General features: G+C 72.0%; 15 protein-coding genes. 11 read left to right on the forward strand and 4 right to left on the reverse strand.

From position 1 onward, the window contains the following. Nucleotides 1-5: 5 nt before the first annotated feature. Complete coding sequence (locus GXP74_RS26385; RefSeq protein WP_182453725.1) at nucleotides 6-833, reverse strand: alpha/beta fold hydrolase; 828 nt, start codon at nucleotides 831-833, stop codon at nucleotides 6-8. After that, on the reverse strand, nucleotides 830-1,648 hold the full coding sequence (locus GXP74_RS26390; protein WP_182453726.1) for an MBL fold metallo-hydrolase: 819 nt from the start codon (nucleotides 1,646-1,648) through the stop codon (nucleotides 830-832). The genes GXP74_RS26385 and GXP74_RS26390 overlap by 4 nt, the downstream gene beginning before the upstream one ends. A gap of 266 nt (nucleotides 1,649-1,914) precedes the next feature. On the opposite strand from GXP74_RS26390, the gene GXP74_RS26395 reads away from it, so the two are divergent. Together GXP74_RS26395 and GXP74_RS26400 are read left to right on the forward strand one after the other, a co-directional pair. After that, on the forward strand, nucleotides 1,915-2,226 hold the full coding sequence (locus tag GXP74_RS26395) for a hypothetical protein (protein ID WP_182453727.1): 312 nt from the start codon (nucleotides 1,915-1,917) through the stop codon (nucleotides 2,224-2,226). A 158-nt stretch (nucleotides 2,227-2,384) separates the two neighbouring features. Continuing rightward, a complete protein-coding gene (locus GXP74_RS26400) occupies nucleotides 2,385-2,873 on the forward strand; it encodes a nuclear transport factor 2 family protein (protein ID WP_182453728.1) in 489 nt (162 codons plus the stop codon). A gap of 105 nt (nucleotides 2,874-2,978) precedes the next feature. Here the strand turns inward: GXP74_RS26400 and GXP74_RS26405 are convergent, their stop codons facing one another. Next, a complete protein-coding gene (locus GXP74_RS26405) occupies nucleotides 2,979-3,623 on the reverse strand; it encodes a TetR/AcrR family transcriptional regulator (RefSeq protein WP_182453729.1) in 645 nt (214 codons plus the stop codon). A 213-nt stretch (nucleotides 3,624-3,836) separates the two neighbouring features. Next, a complete protein-coding gene (locus tag GXP74_RS26410; RefSeq protein WP_182453730.1) occupies nucleotides 3,837-7,805 on the reverse strand; it encodes a type I polyketide synthase in 3,969 nt (1,322 codons plus the stop codon). 315 nt (nucleotides 7,806-8,120) lie between these two features. Here GXP74_RS26410 and GXP74_RS26415 point away from each other — a divergent pair, with 315 nt between their 5' ends. The 9 genes from GXP74_RS26415 (at nucleotide 8,121) to GXP74_RS26455 (ending at nucleotide 18,966) form a co-directional block, all read left to right on the forward strand. Continuing rightward, nucleotides 8,121-8,486, forward strand: coding sequence for a response regulator transcription factor (locus tag GXP74_RS26415; RefSeq protein WP_182453731.1), 366 nt, complete (start codon nucleotides 8,121-8,123; stop codon nucleotides 8,484-8,486). A 151-nt stretch (nucleotides 8,487-8,637) separates the two neighbouring features. Beyond that, nucleotides 8,638-9,783, forward strand: a complete 1,146-nt coding sequence (locus GXP74_RS26420; RefSeq protein WP_182453732.1) for a fatty acid desaturase — start codon at nucleotides 8,638-8,640, stop codon at nucleotides 9,781-9,783. A gap of 35 nt (nucleotides 9,784-9,818) precedes the next feature. Further along, entirely contained in the window at nucleotides 9,819-10,313 is a 495-nt protein-coding gene (locus GXP74_RS26425) for a cobalamin-dependent protein (protein WP_182453733.1), read from the forward strand. Then, complete coding sequence (locus GXP74_RS26430) at nucleotides 10,310-11,671, forward strand: methylaspartate mutase (RefSeq protein WP_225448204.1); 1,362 nt, start codon at nucleotides 10,310-10,312, stop codon at nucleotides 11,669-11,671. Before GXP74_RS26425 ends, GXP74_RS26430 begins: the two co-directional genes overlap by 4 nt. Beyond that, nucleotides 11,668-13,566, forward strand: a complete 1,899-nt coding sequence (locus GXP74_RS26435; RefSeq protein WP_182453734.1) for a 2-oxoacid:acceptor oxidoreductase subunit alpha — start codon at nucleotides 11,668-11,670, stop codon at nucleotides 13,564-13,566. The genes GXP74_RS26430 and GXP74_RS26435 overlap by 4 nt, the downstream gene beginning before the upstream one ends. Next, nucleotides 13,559-14,620 carry a 2-oxoacid:ferredoxin oxidoreductase subunit beta gene (locus GXP74_RS26440; protein ID WP_182453735.1) on the forward strand — a complete coding sequence of 354 codons (1,062 nt, stop codon included), beginning with the start codon at nucleotides 13,559-13,561 and terminating at the stop codon, nucleotides 14,618-14,620. The genes GXP74_RS26435 and GXP74_RS26440 overlap by 8 nt, the downstream gene beginning before the upstream one ends. 37 nt (nucleotides 14,621-14,657) lie before the next feature. Next, a complete protein-coding gene (locus GXP74_RS26445) occupies nucleotides 14,658-16,619 on the forward strand; it encodes an FAD/NAD(P)-binding domain-containing protein (RefSeq protein ID WP_182453736.1) in 1,962 nt (653 codons plus the stop codon). Nucleotides 16,620-16,644: 25 nt separating this feature from the next. Next, nucleotides 16,645-18,192 (forward strand): class I adenylate-forming enzyme family protein, encoded by a 1,548-nt coding sequence (locus tag GXP74_RS26450; RefSeq protein WP_182453737.1) that lies wholly within the window; start codon nucleotides 16,645-16,647, stop codon nucleotides 18,190-18,192. Between the two features lie 138 nt (nucleotides 18,193-18,330). After that, nucleotides 18,331-18,966, forward strand: a complete 636-nt coding sequence (locus GXP74_RS26455) for a TetR/AcrR family transcriptional regulator (protein WP_182453738.1) — start codon at nucleotides 18,331-18,333, stop codon at nucleotides 18,964-18,966. Nucleotides 18,967-18,994: the final 28 nt, after the last annotated feature.

An 18,994-nucleotide genomic window follows, 5' to 3' on the forward strand; every position in this document is an offset into this window, starting at 1 on the left:
CCGCGCTACCCCTGGGCGGCTGCCGACCGGTCCGCCTCGCGGACGGCCCGGCGGATGGTGTCGGCCACCGCCGCCGGGTGGGTGAGGTGCGGCACGTGGGCACCGGGGAGCGTCCACGGCTCCCGGTCGAGGGCCCCGGCCAGCGCGTGCGCGCCGACGGTGAGGAAGTCCGGGGAGTGCTCGCCGCGCAGGATCCACAGCGGGACGGCGGGGTCGGTCACCGGCACGGTCAGCTCGCCCAGGTCCCGGGAGTCGACACCGAAGAGGGTGCCCGCGTTGCCGAGCAGGCGTTCCCGCTGCTCGGCCGGGAGGTCCTCGTAGGCGTCCGCCTGCAACAGCCGGAGCAGCGCGTCCGCCCCGCCGCGCAGGTCACCGGCCGCGACGAACGGACCGACCACCGCCCGGGTAGGGGCGCTCGCCCCGGCCGGGTCGGCCAGCAGCGACGGCAGGAACGGCTCGTGGAGGAGCACCAGCCGGACGAGTTCCGGTCGGCGCAGCGCCAGGGTCAGCCCGATGCCGCCGCCGAGGCTGTGCGCGTAGACCACCGCCGGGCCCGTCTCCAGCGCCGCCAACAGGCCTGCGGCGTCGGCCGCCTGCTCGTCCATCGAGGTCGACGTCCAGTCGGCGGGGCGGGGGCTGCGGGAGTGGCCGCGCCGGTCGTAGCTGATCACCCGGTGCTCGTCGGCGAGCAGGTCGGCCACGGCCTCCCAGGCGGCCCCGTCGCCGAAGCCGCCGGAGACGCACAGCACCGGCGTCCCCTGGCCGCGCACCTCGTAGTAGAGCTCGGTCCCGTTGACCGGCACGGTGCCGCATCGGCTCACGACGGCGCTCACCGGGCCCCCGCCTCCGCCTGGAAGCGCTGGAACTCCCACGGGTCGTGGGCGGAGATGACGGTCACCTCGTCGCCGTGGTCGCGGACGAGCTCGCGCAGCCGCGCCTGGGTGCCGAGCCGCAGGTCGTGGTGGACCTCGGCGCTGGTCTGCACGAAGTCGAGCAGCGGGTGGGAGTGCGGGTCCGCCTGCAACTCGCGGTGGTAGTAGTACGCGTCGCCGCAGTGCAGCAGCCAGCTGCCCGGGCCGGTGCGGACCGCGATCCCGGCGTGCCCGGCCGTGTGGCCGCCGAGCGGCACCAGCAGGATGTCGTCGGCCAGTCCCCGCACCGGCACCGCCGTGAAGCCGAACCACACGTGGTCGGTCCCCGGGGTGTAGCGCACCCACTTCGGTCCGTGGGCCCAGTGTCCGGGCCGGTAGCGGAAGCTGGGCGCCTCCGCGAAGGCGGCGTCGATCTCCGCCCGCAGTACGTGGACCTGCGCGTGGGGGAAGTCCGGCAGGCCGCCGGAGTGGTCGATGTCGAGGTGGCTGAGGATGATGTGGCGGACGTCCTCGGCCGCGAAGCCGAGCCGCTCGACCTGGCGGATCGCGGTCTCGTCCTCGGTGAGCACCGGTTGCGTCAGCTCCACCCAGGTGGTCCCCAGCACGGTGTCCGGGTCACGGATGTCGTCGAGCCCCAGACCGGTCTCGACGAGCACCAGCCCGTCGGAGTCGGTCTCGATCAGCAGGCAGTGGTTCACCGCGTGGGCGCTCGGCAGCCCCTCGTAGGTGGGCTCGATCATGCGCACGGAGGCGCAGTTGAGGTGATGGATCTTCATGGCGCTCCTCGGTCGTCAAGCGGTGGGCAGGGCCCCAGAGGGATACTAGGTAGACTGGTCTAGTAAGTAAAGGCCGACCGGCAGTCGCCCTGGAAATGGCGCATAAACGGCGGTCGGACCAACAGATAGCGACGGCCCCCGCCGACCGCCCCGGCGCCGGTTACGCTCCCGGCAACCACCTTCGAGGGGACGGCATGAAGGCACCGGGCATAGCGCTCGCCATCTGCACCATCAGCGCACTCGCAGGATGCAACTCCACCAGTTCGATGAGTACCGCACCACACAACGAGATGGGCAGTTACACGCTCAGCGACTGCTCCAACGGCGGCAACCTCACCCCGCCGCACATCAAGGTCACCTTCACCAGCTCGGCCTCCTACATCGAGGACGTGCTCATCAACCTCAGCGACGACAAGGGCTTCCTGAGCTCGGAAGTCGCGAAGCCGGGCGGCGGCTACACCGCCACGCCGGACGTCAACCTCGGCCCCGGCGGCAACTTCTCCCAGGTCCTGTACCTGACCAACGGAACCGCCGCCTTCTGCCAGCTGCACCCGTACGTCTCGGACACCGTGAACTGACCCCGCTCCACCGTCCCCCGCCGCGGACACGTCCGCCGCGGGGGCCCGCACCCACCCGCGAACGGGCCTGCGGGAACTGGTGTTTGAGCAGACACCCGTACGGCTGATCCGGGGCAGTCGGGGGAATCACCGGGCCGGGTACCGGCGTTGAGGAAGTCATGATCGAAAAGACCGAGATCGCCTTCGGCCCGCACTCCCGGAACCGGCTCAGCGAAACCGACGATCCGTCACCTACGGGTGCTGAGGCCGCACTTGAGTCGTTCTACTACGCCCTGAACAACCGCGACCCGGACGCCCTGCGGGAGGACTGGTCGGCCGACCCGCTCGCGCAGCTCAACAATCCGGTGGGTGGCATCCTGCGCGGCGGCGACGCCATCGCCGGGCTGTACGCGCGGGTGTTCGACGGTTCCATGAACGTCCAGGTGACCTTCGGCGACGTGGTCGCCTACACCGGCGAGGCACACGCCGTCTTCGCCGGACGGGAGACCGGCGGCTACACCGCCCCGGACGGCACCGAGGTCCCGCTGGAGATCCGTACCAGCCGGTACTTCCGCTACCAGGACGGCCACTGGCGCCAGTACCACCACCACGGCAGCATCGACGATCCGGACGCGCTGCGCGCCTACCAGCGGGCCGTCCGCTCCTGACGCCACCGGCGGGAGCGGACGCGCACGGGCGGAGAACGCGCGACGGGGAACGCCTCCGTGGCGTTCCCCGCACTCCCCCGTGCGCACCGCGTGCGCCCGGTCCGACTAGTCCGTCGGGTGGTCCTGCGGCCGGGCCGCGGTGATGCCGTGCAGCAGCAGGTCCAGCGTGGCCTGCAACTCCTCGGTCAGGGACACGTTGCGGTCGCCGTGCGGCCGCTCGCACCAGCGGTACAGGGTGCCGAGGTAGAGGTCACGCAGCACGTTGCCGACGTGGGTGGGCTGCAGGTCCGCGCTCAGCTCGCCCTGGTCCCGGCCGCCGGAGACGATCTCCGCGAAGAGCTCCGCGACGTAGGGCTCCTCGATCAACGGCCGCCCGGCGCGGACCCAGGCGGTCAGCATCGCGCTGGTCTGGAACTGCTCCTCCTCGTTGATCCGGCCCAGGGTGCTCATACACTGGCGCAGTCTGCCGACGGCCGACGGGGACTGCTGCGGGGCGGACGAGAGCGCGGCGCCCAGCTTCTCGCGCCGCTCCTCCCCCCAGGCGCTTATCAGGTCCTCCTTGCGCTGGAAGTAGTTGAAGAAGGTGCCCCGGGCGACGTCGGCCCGGTCCGCGATCTCGTCGATCGACGTCTCGTCGTACCCCCGCTCGGTGAACAACGTCAGCGCGGAGGTGTAGAGGCGTTCCTTGACCCTCAACTTGTTGCGTTCCCGGCGGCCGAGCTGGGTGTTGTCAGATGCTCGAATGTCCATGGTGGTTCTCCGTCCCGCCGAGGTAGCAGCCTCTAGGGCGACGAGGTGGGGGGGTCTCTTAAATATATACCACAGTCTAACAATGATTCATGGTCAAAGTTCCAGCCGGTCCACGCCACTCTTGACCATTGCCTCCCACAGCGCGCAAGTGGCCCACGTCCTGGAAGGTCCCAGGACGTGGGCCACGTCTCGCAATGAAGGGTGTTGCGCGGATCACTGTCCGATCGTAGCGAGAATACTGTCCACACTCTCCGGCCCCAGCAGACGCCCGGCGGTGAGTTCGATCTGCCAGCCCTCGCGCAGCTGCCGCCGCAGCTGGGTCGCCATCAGCGAGTCCAGACCCAGGTCACGCAGCGGACGACGGCGGTCGAGGCCGGTCACCGACAGGCCCAGCACCTCCGCCGCCCGCTCCAGGAAGACCTCCGCCGGGCTGGTCGGCGCGGCCGCCGGGGCGGGCGCGGCGGATACCCGCGGGAGCTCGGGCCGGAGTTGACGGGAGACGGCCAACTCCGTTTGCCCGCCCGGTTCCCAGGGACCCGCCGCCGCCCGGGCCGGGCCCGCGAGGCCCGCCAGCGCGGCGGTACCCCGGCGCAGCAGCTCCGCCGAGAGCCCCCGGGCCCGGCCGCGCAACCGCACGGCCGCCTCGGCCAGCGGGGAGGCCAGCGGGGACGTCAGGGGTGACGCCAGGGGTGACGCCAGGGGTGACGCCACCCGCCTCGTCCGGCCGCCGAGCGGGAGCAGTTCGATCCCCAGGATCCGGGCCAGCACCCGCTCCTCGGGGTCCAGCAGGACCACGTCCGCCCGCGCCGGGCGCCCCCCGCGCGCCGGAGTGAACCGGCAGACGCTCCAGAACTCGTCGGTGAGGTCGGCGTGGAACTCCATCCGGCCGAAGCGGACCGGGGTGTACCCGCCGGGCTCGCGGGCGGTCGCCCAGGCGGCCAGCAGCGGCTGCAGACCGGTCTCCCAGGCGGCCGGCTGCGAGACCTTCGCCCGGCGCATCCGGGCCACCACCTCGCCGTCCCGCCGCCACAGCTGCTCCACGCTCCGGAACGCCTCGCTGACCTGGTAGCCCTGCCCCTCCGCCAGCGCGTGGAAGTCGGCGGCCGAGAGGTAGCGGCGGCAGCGCGACAGCGCGGCGTCCAGCGCGCCCGGCGCCCTGCTGCCCCGGTCGGCGGTGCTCGGGGTCACCTCGGCGGTGGCGCACAGGGTCCAGGGGCCGCCCGCGCGGGAGGACTCGACCCGCACCGGGCGGGCGCCGTCGCCGCCGCCGACGGTGACCCGCAGGCTGGTCCGGTCCGCCTCGTCCACGGTCACCGGGGGGCCGACCAACTTCAGGTCGCGCAGGGCCAGTTCGACGCCGGGCAGGACGCCGGCCGCCGCCTCCAGGATGGCCGCCGCGTGTACGGTGGGGACGACCGGCGCGACGCCGTGCACGGTCACCCCCTCGCCCCAGTCCCGCGAGCCCCACTGCGCCAGCGTGGTCTCCCGGACCGCCGCGGCCTCGGCGCCCGCGGCCGGTCGCGCCGCCCGCTGCCGCAGCGGGGTCTGGTCCCAGGCGTAGGTCGGCAGCGGGACGTTGGGGGCGGGAATGGCGAACCAGCGCTCCCAGTCGACCCGGCCGCCGTGCGCGAAGACCTGGCCGACCGCCCGGACCAGCGCCATCCGTTCGTCCTCGGCCCGGCGCAGGGTCGGCACCGCGCTGCCGCCGACGCCGCCCAGGGTCTCCTCGATCGCGCCGGTGAGCACCGGGTGCGGGCTGATCTCCACGAACACCGTGTCCCCGGCGTCGGCCATGGCGCGCACCGTCCCGGCGAAGCGCACCGGTCGGCGCAGGTTGTCCATCCAGTAGCCGGGGCCCAGTTCGGCACCGTCGACCGGCGCGGCCAGCACGCTGGAGACCATGGCGGTGGCCACCGAACGGGGCTCCAGCGGCTCCAGCGCGGCCAGCAGGTCGGCCCGCAGCTGGTCCATGCCCGGGGAGTGCGAGGCGACCTCCACCTTCACCAGTCGGCAGAACACCTCGCGCGCGCGTAACCGCTCGGCCAGTTCCGCGAGTTCGGCCTGCGGCCCGGCGACCACGGTGGACAGCGGCGAGTTCTCCACCGCGACGCAGACCGTGCCGCCGTACCCGGCGATCGCCGCCTCGGCCTCGTCCGCCGACAACTCCACCGCCAGCATGGCCCCTTGGCCCGCCAGTCGGCGCATCAGCCGGCTCCGGCGGCAGATCACCGCGCAGGCGTCGCGCAGGCTGAGCGCCCCGGCCACCCGGGCCGCGGCCGTCTCGCCCATGCTGTGGCCCACGCAGACGTCGGGCCGCACCCCGGCCTCGGCCAGCGCGGCGGCGAGCGCCACCTCGATCGCCCACAGCGCGGGCTGCACCCGGTCGATCGCGGTCGGGAACTCCTTCGCCTCGGTCAGCAACTCCAGTACCGACCAGCCGAGTTCGTCCTGGATGGCGGCGTCGCAGGCGGTCAGCTCGGACCGGAACGCGGCCGAGGAGGCGAGCAGCCCGCGGCCCATGCCGAGCCACTGCGAGCCCTGCCCGGGGAAGACGAAGGCGTTCCGGCGCACCCCGCCGAAACCGGCCTCGGCCTGGCCGCCGTCGGCCGTCGCCTCGCCCCGGGCCAGCGCCCGCAGTTGCCGCGCGAGGTCGTCGTGCGTGGTCCCGGTGACCCACATCCGGTACGGGTGGGCGTCCCGGCGCAGCGCGGCGGCGGCGCACAGGTCGCGCAGCGGGTACCCGCGGCCCCGGCCGCCGGGCTCCAGGTGGGCCGCGTAGGCGTCGGCCGCCCGGACCAGCGCGCGCCGCGAGCGGGCGCTGAGCACCAGCAGGTGCGGTTGACCGGGGTCCGCGGCGGCCGGGGCAGGGGCGGCCGGAGCGCGGTACTCGCCGATCACCGCGTGCGCGTTGGTGCCGGATATACCGAAGGAGCTGACCCCGACCAGGGCGGTGTCGCCCATCGGCGCCAGCGGCTGGTTGCGGGTGACCACGGCCACCGACAGCTGTCCGTCGGCGATCACCGGGCTCGGCTGCTCGCAGTGCAGCGAGGCCGGGACGACGCCGTGACGGGCGATCAGCACCGCCTTGATCATACCCGCGATCCCGGCCGCGGCCTCCGCGTGGCCGATGTTGGACTTCACCGAGCCGGTCAGCAGCGGCCGGTCGGCCGGACGCTCGGCGGCGGCGGCGAGCGCCCGCAACTCGACCGAGTCGCCCACCCGGGTACCGGTGCCGTGCGCCTCGACGTAGTCCAGGCGGCCCGGGGTGACCCCGGCCGCCAGGCAGGCCTCGCGGACCATGTCGACCTGGCCGGACACCGCGGGCTGCAACAGCAGTCCGCTGCCCCGGCCGTCGTTGGTGACCGCGCTGCCCAGCAGCGTCGCCAGCACCGTGTCGTCGTCGCGCAGCGCGTCGGCGAGCCGCTTGAGCACCACCACGCCCACGCCCTCGCTGCGCACGAAACCGTCCGCCGAGGCGTCGCCGAAGCGGCAGCGTCCGCGCGGGGAGAGCATGCCGCCCTGGGAGTAGGCGATCGAGTCCTCCGGGGAGAGGATGATGTTCACGCCGCCCGCGATGGCGAGGTCGCACTCCCCCGCCAGCAGGCTCTGCCGGGCGCTGTGCACCGCGACCAGCGAGGACGAGCAGGCGGTGTCCAGCACCAGGCTGGGCCCGCGCAGGTCCAGCGCGTACGACACCCGCCCGGCGGTGACCGCGCGCAGTCGGCAGCCGGCCGCGTTGCGGATGGTCGGGCCGTCGGAGAGATAGGCGGTCTCGGCGTACTCGGCCGTGGCCTGGCCGACGAACACCCCGCTGCGGCTTCCGGCCAGGGCCGACGGGCGGATCCCGGCGGCCTCCAGTGCCTCCCACACCACTTGCAGCAGGATGCGCTGCTGCGGGTCCATGGTGGTGGCCTCCACCGGCGAGATGCCGAAGAACCCGGCGTCGAACGCGAACGGGTCGTCCAGGAACCCGCCGTGCCGGGAGACGGTCTTCCCCGGCGTCTCGGGCTGCGGGTCGTAGTGCGCGGAGAGATCGAACCGGTCGCCCGGGACCTCGCCGACCGCGTCGACGTTGGCGAGCAGGTTGGCCCAGAACTGCTCGGGGCTGTTCGCGCCGGGGAACCGGCAGCCGAGGCCGACGACGGCGACGGGGGTCTCGCAGATCTGACTTGTGTGCTCCATGTGGTGGTCCACCTTCGGCATACAGAAGAGGCAGGAACGCGTGCTGCTCCCCGGGACAGGTGGGGAAGCAGTCGTGCATGCGAGCGCGATACAAAAATACACCTGAGACCAACTTTGATCCCTAGGGGCACTCTGCTACTCCCGACCATCTCAACATGTGAGACACGACGGGGTGGTTGCATGCCGACTTGCCCATAAATCTTCCAAGTCGCTGTGACACAGATCACATAGAACCCGCACGTGGAAAAAACTTGCTCTCCAGTCTATAGTTGCTCTCAAGTACCTACGTGGACGGCGATCTACAGAGGTGGGTTGATGACGAGGACCACGGGCTTCCCCGACTGGAGCCGGGAGGCGGAACGTGCGGCGCTGCTGTCCGCACGCGAGCGAGAGGTCTTCCTGTTACTGGGCGCGGGCTGCTGCAACCGGAAGATCTCCGCGCGACTGGACGTCACCGAGCGGACGGTGAAGGCGCACGTGGCTTCGATCATGGCCAAGCTTCAGGTCGAGTCGAGGCTTCAGGCCGGACTGGTGGCGCAGTCGCACTGGTCCCTGCTCGACAACGGCACGACCGACGGCGGTACCGACGGCGGTCCCGACGGCGCGGCCGGACGCGAGGACCACCTGGCCCAAAGTTCCATGGCCGAAGGTTCAATTCACCTGCCCGGTAAAACCGGATAGAAATAGTCACGGAAACCCGACCGGTATCCCGTCGGAAATCCATCCGAGCCCGTGTCGGAAAACAAGGAGCAGAACCGTGTCCGTGATCGAAGCCTTAAGGACCGACAGGTCCGAGAGCCGGGAAACGGAAATACCGAACCCCCGGGAGACCATGCGGTCCCTCCCCCGCGCCCTCCAGTTCCCGCTCACCGTGTTCACCGGGAAGCCGCTCGCCGAGCAGACCCCGCCGCGCTGGACCCCGACGTTCCACCTGCTCTCGGCCGTCGCCGCGATGGCCGCCGGGATCACCGTCTCCACGCTGGCCTGGAATCTCGGCGGCTGGTACCTGGCGCTGCTGCTGCTCGGCTGGGCGGTGACCCTGCACGGCATGCGGAACCTGCGGATGATGGTCTACCACCAGTGCTCCCACCGGAACATGTACCGGAAGCGCCGGCTCGACCTGGTGATCGGCCGGGCCACCTCCAGCCTGCTGGTCATCCAGAACTTCGCGCGATACAGCCGCGAACACGTCAGCGACCACCACGCCGCGCACCACATGACACTGCGCGACCCCACCGTGCAGGCATTCCTGGTGAGCCTGGACATGCACCCCGGAATGACCCGTCGGCAGATGTGGCGGCGACTTCTCGGAAAGCTCGTCTCGCCGCGTTTCCACCTGGCTTTCGGAATCTCCCGCATTCTTTCCTTCTCGCACGAGTCGGCCCGCAGTGAGAAGGCCGGAGCCATCGCGCTCTACGGCACTGTCACCGGCGTCGCGGTGGCCACCGGCGTCTGGCCGGTGGTCCTGGTCGCCTGGCTGATCCCGCTGGTCCCGCTGTTCCAGATCAGCAACACCCTGCGGCTCTGCGTCAAGCACACCTTCCCGCCGGTCGGCGTCGAGGTCCGGCGCGGCCGGGCCTACTTCGCCAGCCTGACCAACGCCATCTTCATCGGCGAGCCCACCCCGGACCCGCGACTGCCGCTCGCCCGGCGGACCCTGGCCTGGGCCCGGTGGACCCTGCGGATGCTGCTGGTGCACGCCCCCTCGCGCTACCTGGTGCTCACCGGTGACACGGTCGTCCACGACTACCACCACCGCTACCCGTCCAGCCGCGAGTGGTTCGACTACATCTTCGCCCGCCAGCGCGACATCGACGCCGGGCACCAGGGCTGGCCCGAGTACCACGAGGTGTGGGGCCTGGTCCCGGCCATCAGCTACGTCTTCGACTCGCTGGCCGTGGCCGACGCCGAGGAGTACGACGTCGCCCGGCTCCAATCGGTCAGCAGGCGCGAGCTGTTCGCCGCCTTCGACGACTGAACCCGACGGCCACCCCAGCGAAGGAGCAGCAAGCCATGCGTTCCATCCCCAGCCCCAGGCCGGCCCAGCCCACGGTACGGCGCAAGGTCATCCTCGGCGTCGCCGCGAGCGACAGCCACGCCGTGGCGAACCACCTGATCGCCATCTCCCTGCGCGAACTCGGCTTCAACGTCATCAACCTCGGCACCTGCACCCCGATCGAGGAGTTCATCGAGGCGTACCAGGTGCACCCGGAGGCCGAGGCGATCATCATCGGCAGCCTCAACGGCCACATCCACGAGGACCTGCGGGGCCTCACCGCCGCCAAGGAGTCGGGCAGCATCCGCTGCCCGGTCGTGGTCGGCGGCAACCTCTCCGTCGGCAGCCACAAGGACGGCACGGCGCACGACCGGCTGTACACCCTCGGGGTCGACCACATCCTCAACGACCCGGCCGAACTGCCGCCGCTGCTCGACAAGTTGCGCGTCGGCAGGCAGTCCCACCAGCACACCGCCAACAACGGCCCGGCGTACGTCTGGGCCGCGTCGTGACCGGCCACGGGTCCGTCCCGCCGCTCGCGGAGTCGGTCGACTACATCGCCGGGCTCGGCAAGCCCACCGCGGCCGAGGTACTGGCCCGGGTGCACGCCGACGGCCGGGTGGCGATCCAGCCGCGCTGCGGCGTCGGCGGCCACCAGGAGATGAAGTCGCTGCTGCTGGAGCTGGAGGAGGAGTCCGCCCCGGACATCCTGACCCTGACCATCGACGCGCACACCCGGCTGAAACGCTTCGAGCAGGCGCTGCGCACGCTGAACCGCAACCCGGGCGACCTCAACGGCTACCCGCTGGTGACCCACGGCTGGGAGCGCGGCCGGGAGCTCAACGAGTCGGTCAAGGCCCCGCTGGAGATCCGCCACGGCTCGCCGGACGCCCGGATCCTGTTCGACGTCTCGGTGGCCTCCGGGATCACCTCGTTCGAGGGCGGCGGCGTCTCCTACAACCTCCCCTACTCCAAGGCCGTCCCGCTGTCCGACTCGCTGGAGGCCTGGCAGGAGGTCGACCAGCGCTGCGGTGAACTGGCCGACCTGGGCGTGGTCATCGACCGGGAGCTGTTCGGCACCCTGACAGCGGTACTGGTGCCGCCGTCGATCAGCCTGGCGATCAGCGTGATGGAGGCGGTGCTCGCGGCCCGGGCCGGCGTCCGGTGCGTCTCCATCGCCTACCCGCAGGGCGGGCACCTGGCCCAGGACGTGGCCGCGCTGCGCGCCATCCCCTTCCTGGCCGAGCGCTACCTGCCCAGCAACGTCCGGGTGCACGCGGTGCTGCACGAGTTCATGGGGGTCTTCCCGCGGCTGCGCGACAACGCCGAGGACCTGATCTTCTACGGCGCCCTGATCGCCCGGCTCGGCGGTGCCTCCAAGCTCATCACCAAGACCTACCAGGAGGCCTACGGCATCCCGGACACCCGGGCGAACGCCGCCGGGCTGCGGCTCGCCAACCGGGCCAACTCCCCGCTGCTGGCCTTCGTCACCCTCGACCAGGAGAAGCTCGACGAGGAACTGGACTGGGTGCTCGCCGAGGTCGCCGAGATCGTGGAGCCGCTGCTGGAGCAGCCGGACACGATCAAGGCCATCGTCCACGCCTTCGAGGAGGGCCACCTGGACATCCCGTTCAGCGCCAGCCGCTACGCCCGGTCCGAGATCATCCCCCGGCGCGACTCCGAGGGGGCCATCCGCTACCTCTCGTCCGGCGCGCTGCCGCTCTCCCAGCCGAGCCTGCGCCGCAACGCGGAGCTGCTGCGGTCCAGCGACGGCTCCGTGCCGCCGATGAGCCACCTGCTCTCCGGCCTGGTCGGCGACATCGACTACTTCCGGACGCTGTTCCGGGAAACCGGATTGGAGTCCTCATGACCACCGTCAGCGAGGCGGCGCAACTGCCGCCGTTGGTGACGACGAAGCAGACCCTGCGGGTGGACCGGGTGGTGATCCGGTTCGCGGGCGACTCGGGCGACGGGATGCAGCTGACCGGGGACCGGTTCACCACCGAGACGGCGGGGTTCGGCAACGACCTGTCGACACTGCCGAACTTCCCGGCCGAGATCCGCGCCCCCGCAGGCACGCTGCTCGGGGTCTCCTCGTTCCAGCTGCACTTCGCCGACCACGACATCCTCACCCCGGGCGACGCCCCGGACGTACTGGTGGCGATGAACCCGGCGGCGTTGCAGGCGAACCTGGGCGACCTGCGGCGCGGCGCCGAGATCATCGTGGACACCGACGAGTTCACCAAGCGGGCACTGGCCAAGGTCGGCTTCCGGGCCGACCCGCTGGACGACGGCACGCTGTCGGCCTACGCGGTGCACCCGGTGCCGCTGACCACGCTGACGGTGGAGGCGTTGAAGGACTCGGGGCTGTCGCGCAAGGACGCGGAGCGGGCGAAGAACATGTTCGCGCTGGGTCTGCTGTCGTGGATGTACCACCGGCCGACCGAGGGTACCGAGCGGTTCCTGCGGACCAAGTTCGCGAGGAAGCCGCTGATCGCCGAGGCGAACGTGCTGGCGTTCAAGGCGGGGTGGAACTACGGCGAGACCACCGAGGACTTCGCGGTCTCCTACGAGGTGGCCCCGGCCACGGCGGCGTTCGCGCCCGGCCGCTACCGCAACATCTCCGGGAACCTGGCCCTGTCCTACGGGCTGGTGGCGGCCTCGAAGCAGTCGGGGCTGCCGCTGTTCCTCGGCTCCTACCCGATCACCCCGGCCTCGGACATCCTGCACGAGTTGAGCAAGCACAAGAACTTCGGGGTGCGGACCTTCCAGGCGGAGGACGAGATCGCCGGGGTCGGCGCGGCCATCGGCGCGGCCTTCGGCGGCGCGCTGGGGGTGACCACCACCTCCGGCCCCGGCGTGGCACTGAAGTCCGAGGCGATCGGACTGGCGGTCTCACTGGAACTGCCACTGGTGATCGTCGACATCCAACGCGGCGGCCCCTCCACCGGACTGCCGACCAAGACCGAGCAGGCGGACCTGCTCCAGGCGATGTACGGCCGCAACGGCGAGGCGCCGGTACCGGTGGTGGCCCCGGCGACGGCGGGGGAGTGCTTCACCGCGGCGCTGGAGGCGGCGCGGATCGCGCTGACCTACCGCACCCCGGTCTTCCTGCTCTCCGACGGCTACCTGGCCAACGGCTCCGAACCCTGGCGGATCCCGGAGCCCAGTGAACTGCCGGACCTGTCCACCGAGTTCGCCACCGAGCCGAACCGGCCGGACGGCTCCTTCTGGCCCTACCTGCGCGACCCGGAGACGCTGGCCCGGCCCTGGGCTGTGCCCGGCACCCCCGGCCTGGAGCACCGCATCGGCGGGATCGAGAAGCAGGACGGCACCGGCGGCATCTCCTACGACCCGGCCAACCACGACCACATGGTCCGCACCCGCCAGGCCAAGATCGACGGCATCACCGTGCCGGAGCTGGCGGTGGACGACCCCTCCCGCTCCGCCCGGGTGCTGGTGCTCGGCTGGGGCTCGACCTACGGGCCGATCGCCGCCGCCGTCCGCCAGGTCCGCACCGCCGGCGGCCGGGTCGCCCAGGCGCACCTGCGGCACCTCAACCCGTTCCCGGCGAACCTCGGCAGCGTCCTGGCCGGCTACGACCGGGTCATCGTCCCCGAGATGAACCTGGGCCAGCTCGCCCACCTGCTGCGGGCCAAGTACCTGGTGGACGTCCACTCGGTGAACCAGGTGACCGGCCTGCCGTTCAAGGCCGACCAGCTCGCCGACACGATCACCGCCGAGTTGGAGGGCCACCGTGGCTGACTCCCGCTTCCCCTCGCTGACGCTGGTTCCCAAGGCCAGTGGCCCGCAGACCGCCAAGGACTTCAAGTCGGACCAGGAGGTGCGCTGGTGCCCCGGCTGCGGCGACTACGCGATCCTCGCCGCGGTCCAGTCCTTCCTGCCGGAGCTGGGCCTGGCCAAGGAGAACATCTGCTTCGTCTCCGGCATCGGCTGCTCCTCCCGCTTCCCCTACTACCTCGACACCTACGGCATGCACTCGATCCACGGCCGCGCCCCCTCGATCGCCACCGGCCTGGCCACCAGCCGCCGCGACCTGTCGGTCTGGGTGGTCACCGGCGACGGCGACGCCCTCTCCATCGGCGGCAACCACCTGATCCACGCCCTGCGCCGCAACGTCAACCTGAAGATCCTGCTCTTCAACAACCGCATCTACGGCCTCACCAAAGGCCAGTACTCACCCACCAGCGAAACCGGGAAGATCACCAAGTCCACCCCCATGGGCTCACTCGACCACCCCTTCAACCCGCTCTCCCTGGCCCTCGGCGCCGAAGCCACCTTCGTCGCCCGCACCATCGACTCCGACCGCAAACACCTCCAGTCGGTCCTGCGAGCCGCCGCCGAACACCAGGGCACCGCCCTCGTCGAGATCTACCAGAACTGCAACATCTTCAACGACGGCGCCTTCGACGCCCTCAAAGAACCCGAAACCCGCGAACAGGCACTGATCCGCCTCGAACACGGACAACCCATCCGCTTCGGCACCGACAACACCCACGGCGTCTTCCGCGACCCGAACACCGGCGACCTGACCACCGCCCCGGTCACCGACACCAACACCGCCGACGTCCTGATCCACGACGCCAACGCCACCAGCCCCACCACCGCCTTCGCCCTCACCCGCCTCGCCGACCCCGACACCCTCCACCACACCCCCATCGGCATCCTGCGCAGCGTGCGACGCCCGGTCTACGACGACCTCATGGCCGACCAACTGGTCGAGGCCACCGTCCGGCAGGGCGACGGCGACCTGAACGCCCTGCTCACCGGATCCGACACCTGGACCGTCCGGTCCTGACCGCACCCCCTCCCCGACCGCAGCAAAGGAGCACATGATGTCCCCACAGGCGATACGCATCTGCGTCGTCGGCGCCGGTCCGCGCGGAACCGTGGCGCTGGAGCGGATCTGCGCGAACGCCGAGGTCCTGGCCCAGGGCCTGCCGATCGAGGTGCACGTGGTCGACCCGTACCCGGCCGGTGGCGGCCGGGTGTGGAACCTGGACCACCCGCGCCAGCTGCTGATGAACACCGTGGCCGGCGACGTGACCGTGTTCACCGACCAGACCGTGACCTGCGACGGCCCGCTGACCCCCGGACCGACCCAGTACCAGTGGGCCTGCATGGTCGCCCGCGGCGAGGTCGAGGGGATCACCCCGGAGGGGCGGGTGGAGGCCGCCGCCCTGCTGCCCTGGTCCTACGCCTCCCGCGCGCTCCAGGGCGAGTACCTGGCCTGGGCGTTCCGGCACATCGTGGCCAAGGCCCCGGCCGAGGTCTCGGTGCGGGTGCACCGCACCCGGGCGATCGGGCTGAGCGACACCGCCGACGGCCTGCAGGAGGTCCGCCTGGAGGGCGAGGAGCTGCCGCTGCGGGTGGACGCGGTGATCCTCGCCCAGGGCCACTACGACGTCGAACCCACGGACAAAGAACGGCAGTTGACCGACTTCGCAAACCGCCACGCGGTCCACTACGTGCCCCCGGCCAGCCCCGGCGAGGCCGACCTGGCGGGTGCCCGCCCCGGCGAGCCGGTGCTGCTGCGCGGGCTCGGGCTGAACTTCTACGACTACATGGTGCTGCTCAGCGAGGGCCGCGGCGGCCGGTTCACCCGCGACGCCGAAGGCCGCCTGTGCTACCGGCCGAGCGGCGCGGAGCCGCTGATGTACGTCGGCTCAGGCCGGGGCATGCCGTACCGCTCGCGCGCCGAGATCCGCAAGGAGATCGTCCCCCGCTACCAGCCGACCTTCGTCACCGCCGAGGAGATCGCCCGGCTCCGGACCGCCGCCGGGACCGGCCGCAACGACTTCCGCCGCGACCTGTTCCCGCTGGTCTCGAAGGAGATCTGCTGGGTGTACTACCAGGCGCTGCTGGCCGACGGCGAGCCCGAGCGGCTGGCCCGGCTGCGGACCGAGTACCCGGCGTACGCCTGGGGCAGCGACGCGATGGAGCAGCTGATCGCCGAGCTGGTGCCGGACCCGGCGCAGCGCTGGGACTGGGAGCTGCTGGACCGCCCGGCGGACCGGGTGGAGTTCGCCGACCAGGCGGACTTCCGGAGCTGGATCACCGCGCAGCTGACCGAGGACCTGCGGCACTCCCGGCTGGGTCCGGACGCCAGCGCGGTGAAGGCCGCCGCCGCCGCGATGCGGGACCTGCGCGACGAGGTGCGGCAGGTGGTCTCGCACCGGGGCATCAGCGGCGCCTCCTACCGCGACCACATCGACCGCTGGTTCAGCGGGCTGTGCAACTACGCGGCCAGCGGCCCCCCGGCGACCCGGGTGGAGCAACTGCTGGCGCTGATCGACGCCGGGATCGTGGAACCGATGGGTCCGGGGATGCGGGTCGCCGCCGACGAGCAGGAGGGCCTGTTCACGGCCACGTCCGCCCGGGTGCCCGGCACGCTGGTGCGGGCCCGGTCGCTGATCGAGGCGCACCTGCCGCTGACCGACGTGCGCCGGGCCAGTGACCCGCTGCTGCGTTCGCTGCGCGAGGCCGGCGGCTGCCGGGCGTTCGTCATCCCGGACCTGGACGGACCGGGGTACGAGACCGGCGGCATCGACGTGGCCGACGTGACCTTCCAGGTGATGGACCGCGACGCGGTGGCGCACCCGGCCCGGTTCTCCTACGGCCCGCCGGTGGAGTCGGTGCAGTGGGTGACCGCGATCGGCGCCCGACCCCACGTCAACTCCCGCACGCTGCTCCAGGGTGACGAGATCGCCCGGGCCTGCCTGCGCCGCGGCGCGACCCGGATCGGCGCCGCCGGACTCCAGGCCATCGTCCAACTCGCCGTACCCGTTGCCAGTTGACCTCTCCCACCGAAGGAGGAACACCATGATCACCATCGAGGCGGTACGCGAACACGCTCTCACCGCCGGCACCGCGGTCGCCGTCAGCGACGGCGAGAAATCCCTGACCTGGAATCAGTTAGCGGACGAGATAACCGCGTTGCGTTCCTGGTTGACCAGGAGCCTGGACCCGGACGACCGGAACCGGGCGGTGGTGGTGGCCGGGAACAGCGTCCGGGTGGTCGCCGTGACCGCCGCGCTCACCTCGCTCGGGGTGCCCTGGGTCGGGGTGGACCCGGCCCGGGACGCGGCCACCATCCGCGAGCAACTGGAGTCCGTGGGCCCCACGCTGATCGTCTTCGACAGCGCGCTGCCCAACCTCCCGGCCGACTTCCGGGACCGTTGGTCGGACTCCGCGCTGCTGCTGGACATGGTCGGCTTCCCGGCCTTCGACACCCGCGCCACGCACTACCTGGGCGCCGCCGGGTTCACCGCCCCGGCCGCGTCCTGGCAGAACCCGCCGTTCCTGACGCTCGGTTTCACCAGCGGGACCACCGGCACGCCCAAGCTCTTCGTCCGGCGGCGGCGCACCGAGAACCAGCGGGTGGCCTACCTGCGGGACCGGCTCGGCTTCGGTCCCGGCGACTCGTTCCTGATCACCTCGCCGCTGGCGTTCGCCTCCGGCCATGTCTGGGTCAGCGCCGCGCTGGCGCTGGGCGGCTCGGTGCGGCTCGGCCCGGCCGATCCGGCGCAGGCGCTGCGGGTGCTCGCCGAGGAGCGGCTGACCGGCGGGTTCCTGGTGCCGCCGTTCCTGGAGGAGCTGCTGGAGGCGGCCGAGGCCGCGCCGGTCCGGCCGGACCTGACCCGGCTGCGCTTCCTGCTCAGCGGCGGGCGGCACCTCAGCCCGCGCGCCGTCCGCCAGTCCGCCCGGCTACTGGGGGACGTGCTGCACCTGTACTACGCGACCACCGAGACCGGCATCAACTCGATGGCGGACCCGGGCGACCTGGCCGCCGACCCGTACTCGTCCGGGCGGTTCATGCCGGGCGTGACCGTCCGCGCGCTGGACCCGGAGAGCCTGCTGCCGCTCGGCACCGGTCACGTCGGCCAGCTCGCCATCGACAGCGCCTACGCCATGGACGAGTACGTGCACCGGCCGCTGGACACCGTCCAGCTCGACGGCCGCCGGCACATCCTCACCAGCGACTTCGGCCGGGTGGACAGCCACGGCCGGCTGTACGTCACCGCGCGGTCCAGCGGCGACCCGCGCGCGGTGGAGACCCGGCTGGACGTGGTCCGGGTCGAGGGCGAGATCAAGGAGCACCCGGCCGTGCTGGACGTCTGCGTGACCGGGGCCGAGGACGCGCCGGAGCACGCGATCGCGGTGCTGGTGCTCCGTCCGGAGCTGGCCGAGCGCGCCGCCGAGCAGGCGCGCGGGCACGTGGTGGCCGTGCTCGACCGGTACACCGACGACTCCACGGTCGTCGAGGTGTCCCGGATCCCCTACAACAGCGCCGGAAAGGTGGCGCTGCGCGAGCTCCGCGACCAGGGCCTGCTGCGCCACCGCACCCCCGCCGACCTGACCGCCGCCTGACCCGCCCGACCCGCCCGACCGTCCGACCCCGTTGATCCGCCCCCACGAAGAGCACCACCCCCGCGAACCACCCGCCGCCCCACCGGCGGACCGCGCCGCCCCACCGGAGCGGTCCGCCCCCCCAAGGAGGGAACAGCCGTGAGCCCTGTCCAACCCGCCGCGACCACGCGTGGCGCACAGACCCGGACCGCTCTCGTCGCCGCCGCGTCCGACCTGCTCTGGGAGCGTGGATACGCGGGCGCCAGCCCGGCCATGATCCAGGAGCGGGCCGGTGTCGGCCGAGGCACCATGTACCACCACTTCACCAGCAAGGCAGACTTGGCCGCGGTCGCGCTGCGGCGCTCGACCGCGCTGCTCCGGGCGGCGGCCGAGGGCGCCCTCGACCAGCCGGGCCCGGTGCTGGACCGGATCCGCCGCTACCTGACGCTGGAGCGCGCGCCGCTCATGGGCTGCCGGGTCGGCCGACTGGTCCAGGACTACGACGTGGTCACCGACCCGAACCTGCGCGCCCCGGCGGAGGAGTTCTTCCTCTGGCTGGAGCAGCGGATACACCAGGTGCTGGAGGAGGGTGTGGCGCGCGGCGAGCTGCGGGCCGACGCCGACACCGGCGCCGCCGCCGCGCTGGTGGCCGCCAGTGTGCAGGGCGGCTACGTCCTCGCCCGCGCCCACCAGGACCCGGAAGCCTTCAACCGGGCCACCCGGGGCGCCCTGCACGCCGTGGAGAACCTGCTGGCCGCTCCGGCCGCACCCGCCGCCGGTACCCCCGGCGCCTGACCTCGCGACAACCGCTCCAAGCACGCTC

Source organism: Streptacidiphilus sp. P02-A3a, assembly GCF_014084105.1.
Classification (GTDB): Bacteria; Actinomycetota; Actinomycetes; order Streptomycetales; family Streptomycetaceae; genus Streptacidiphilus.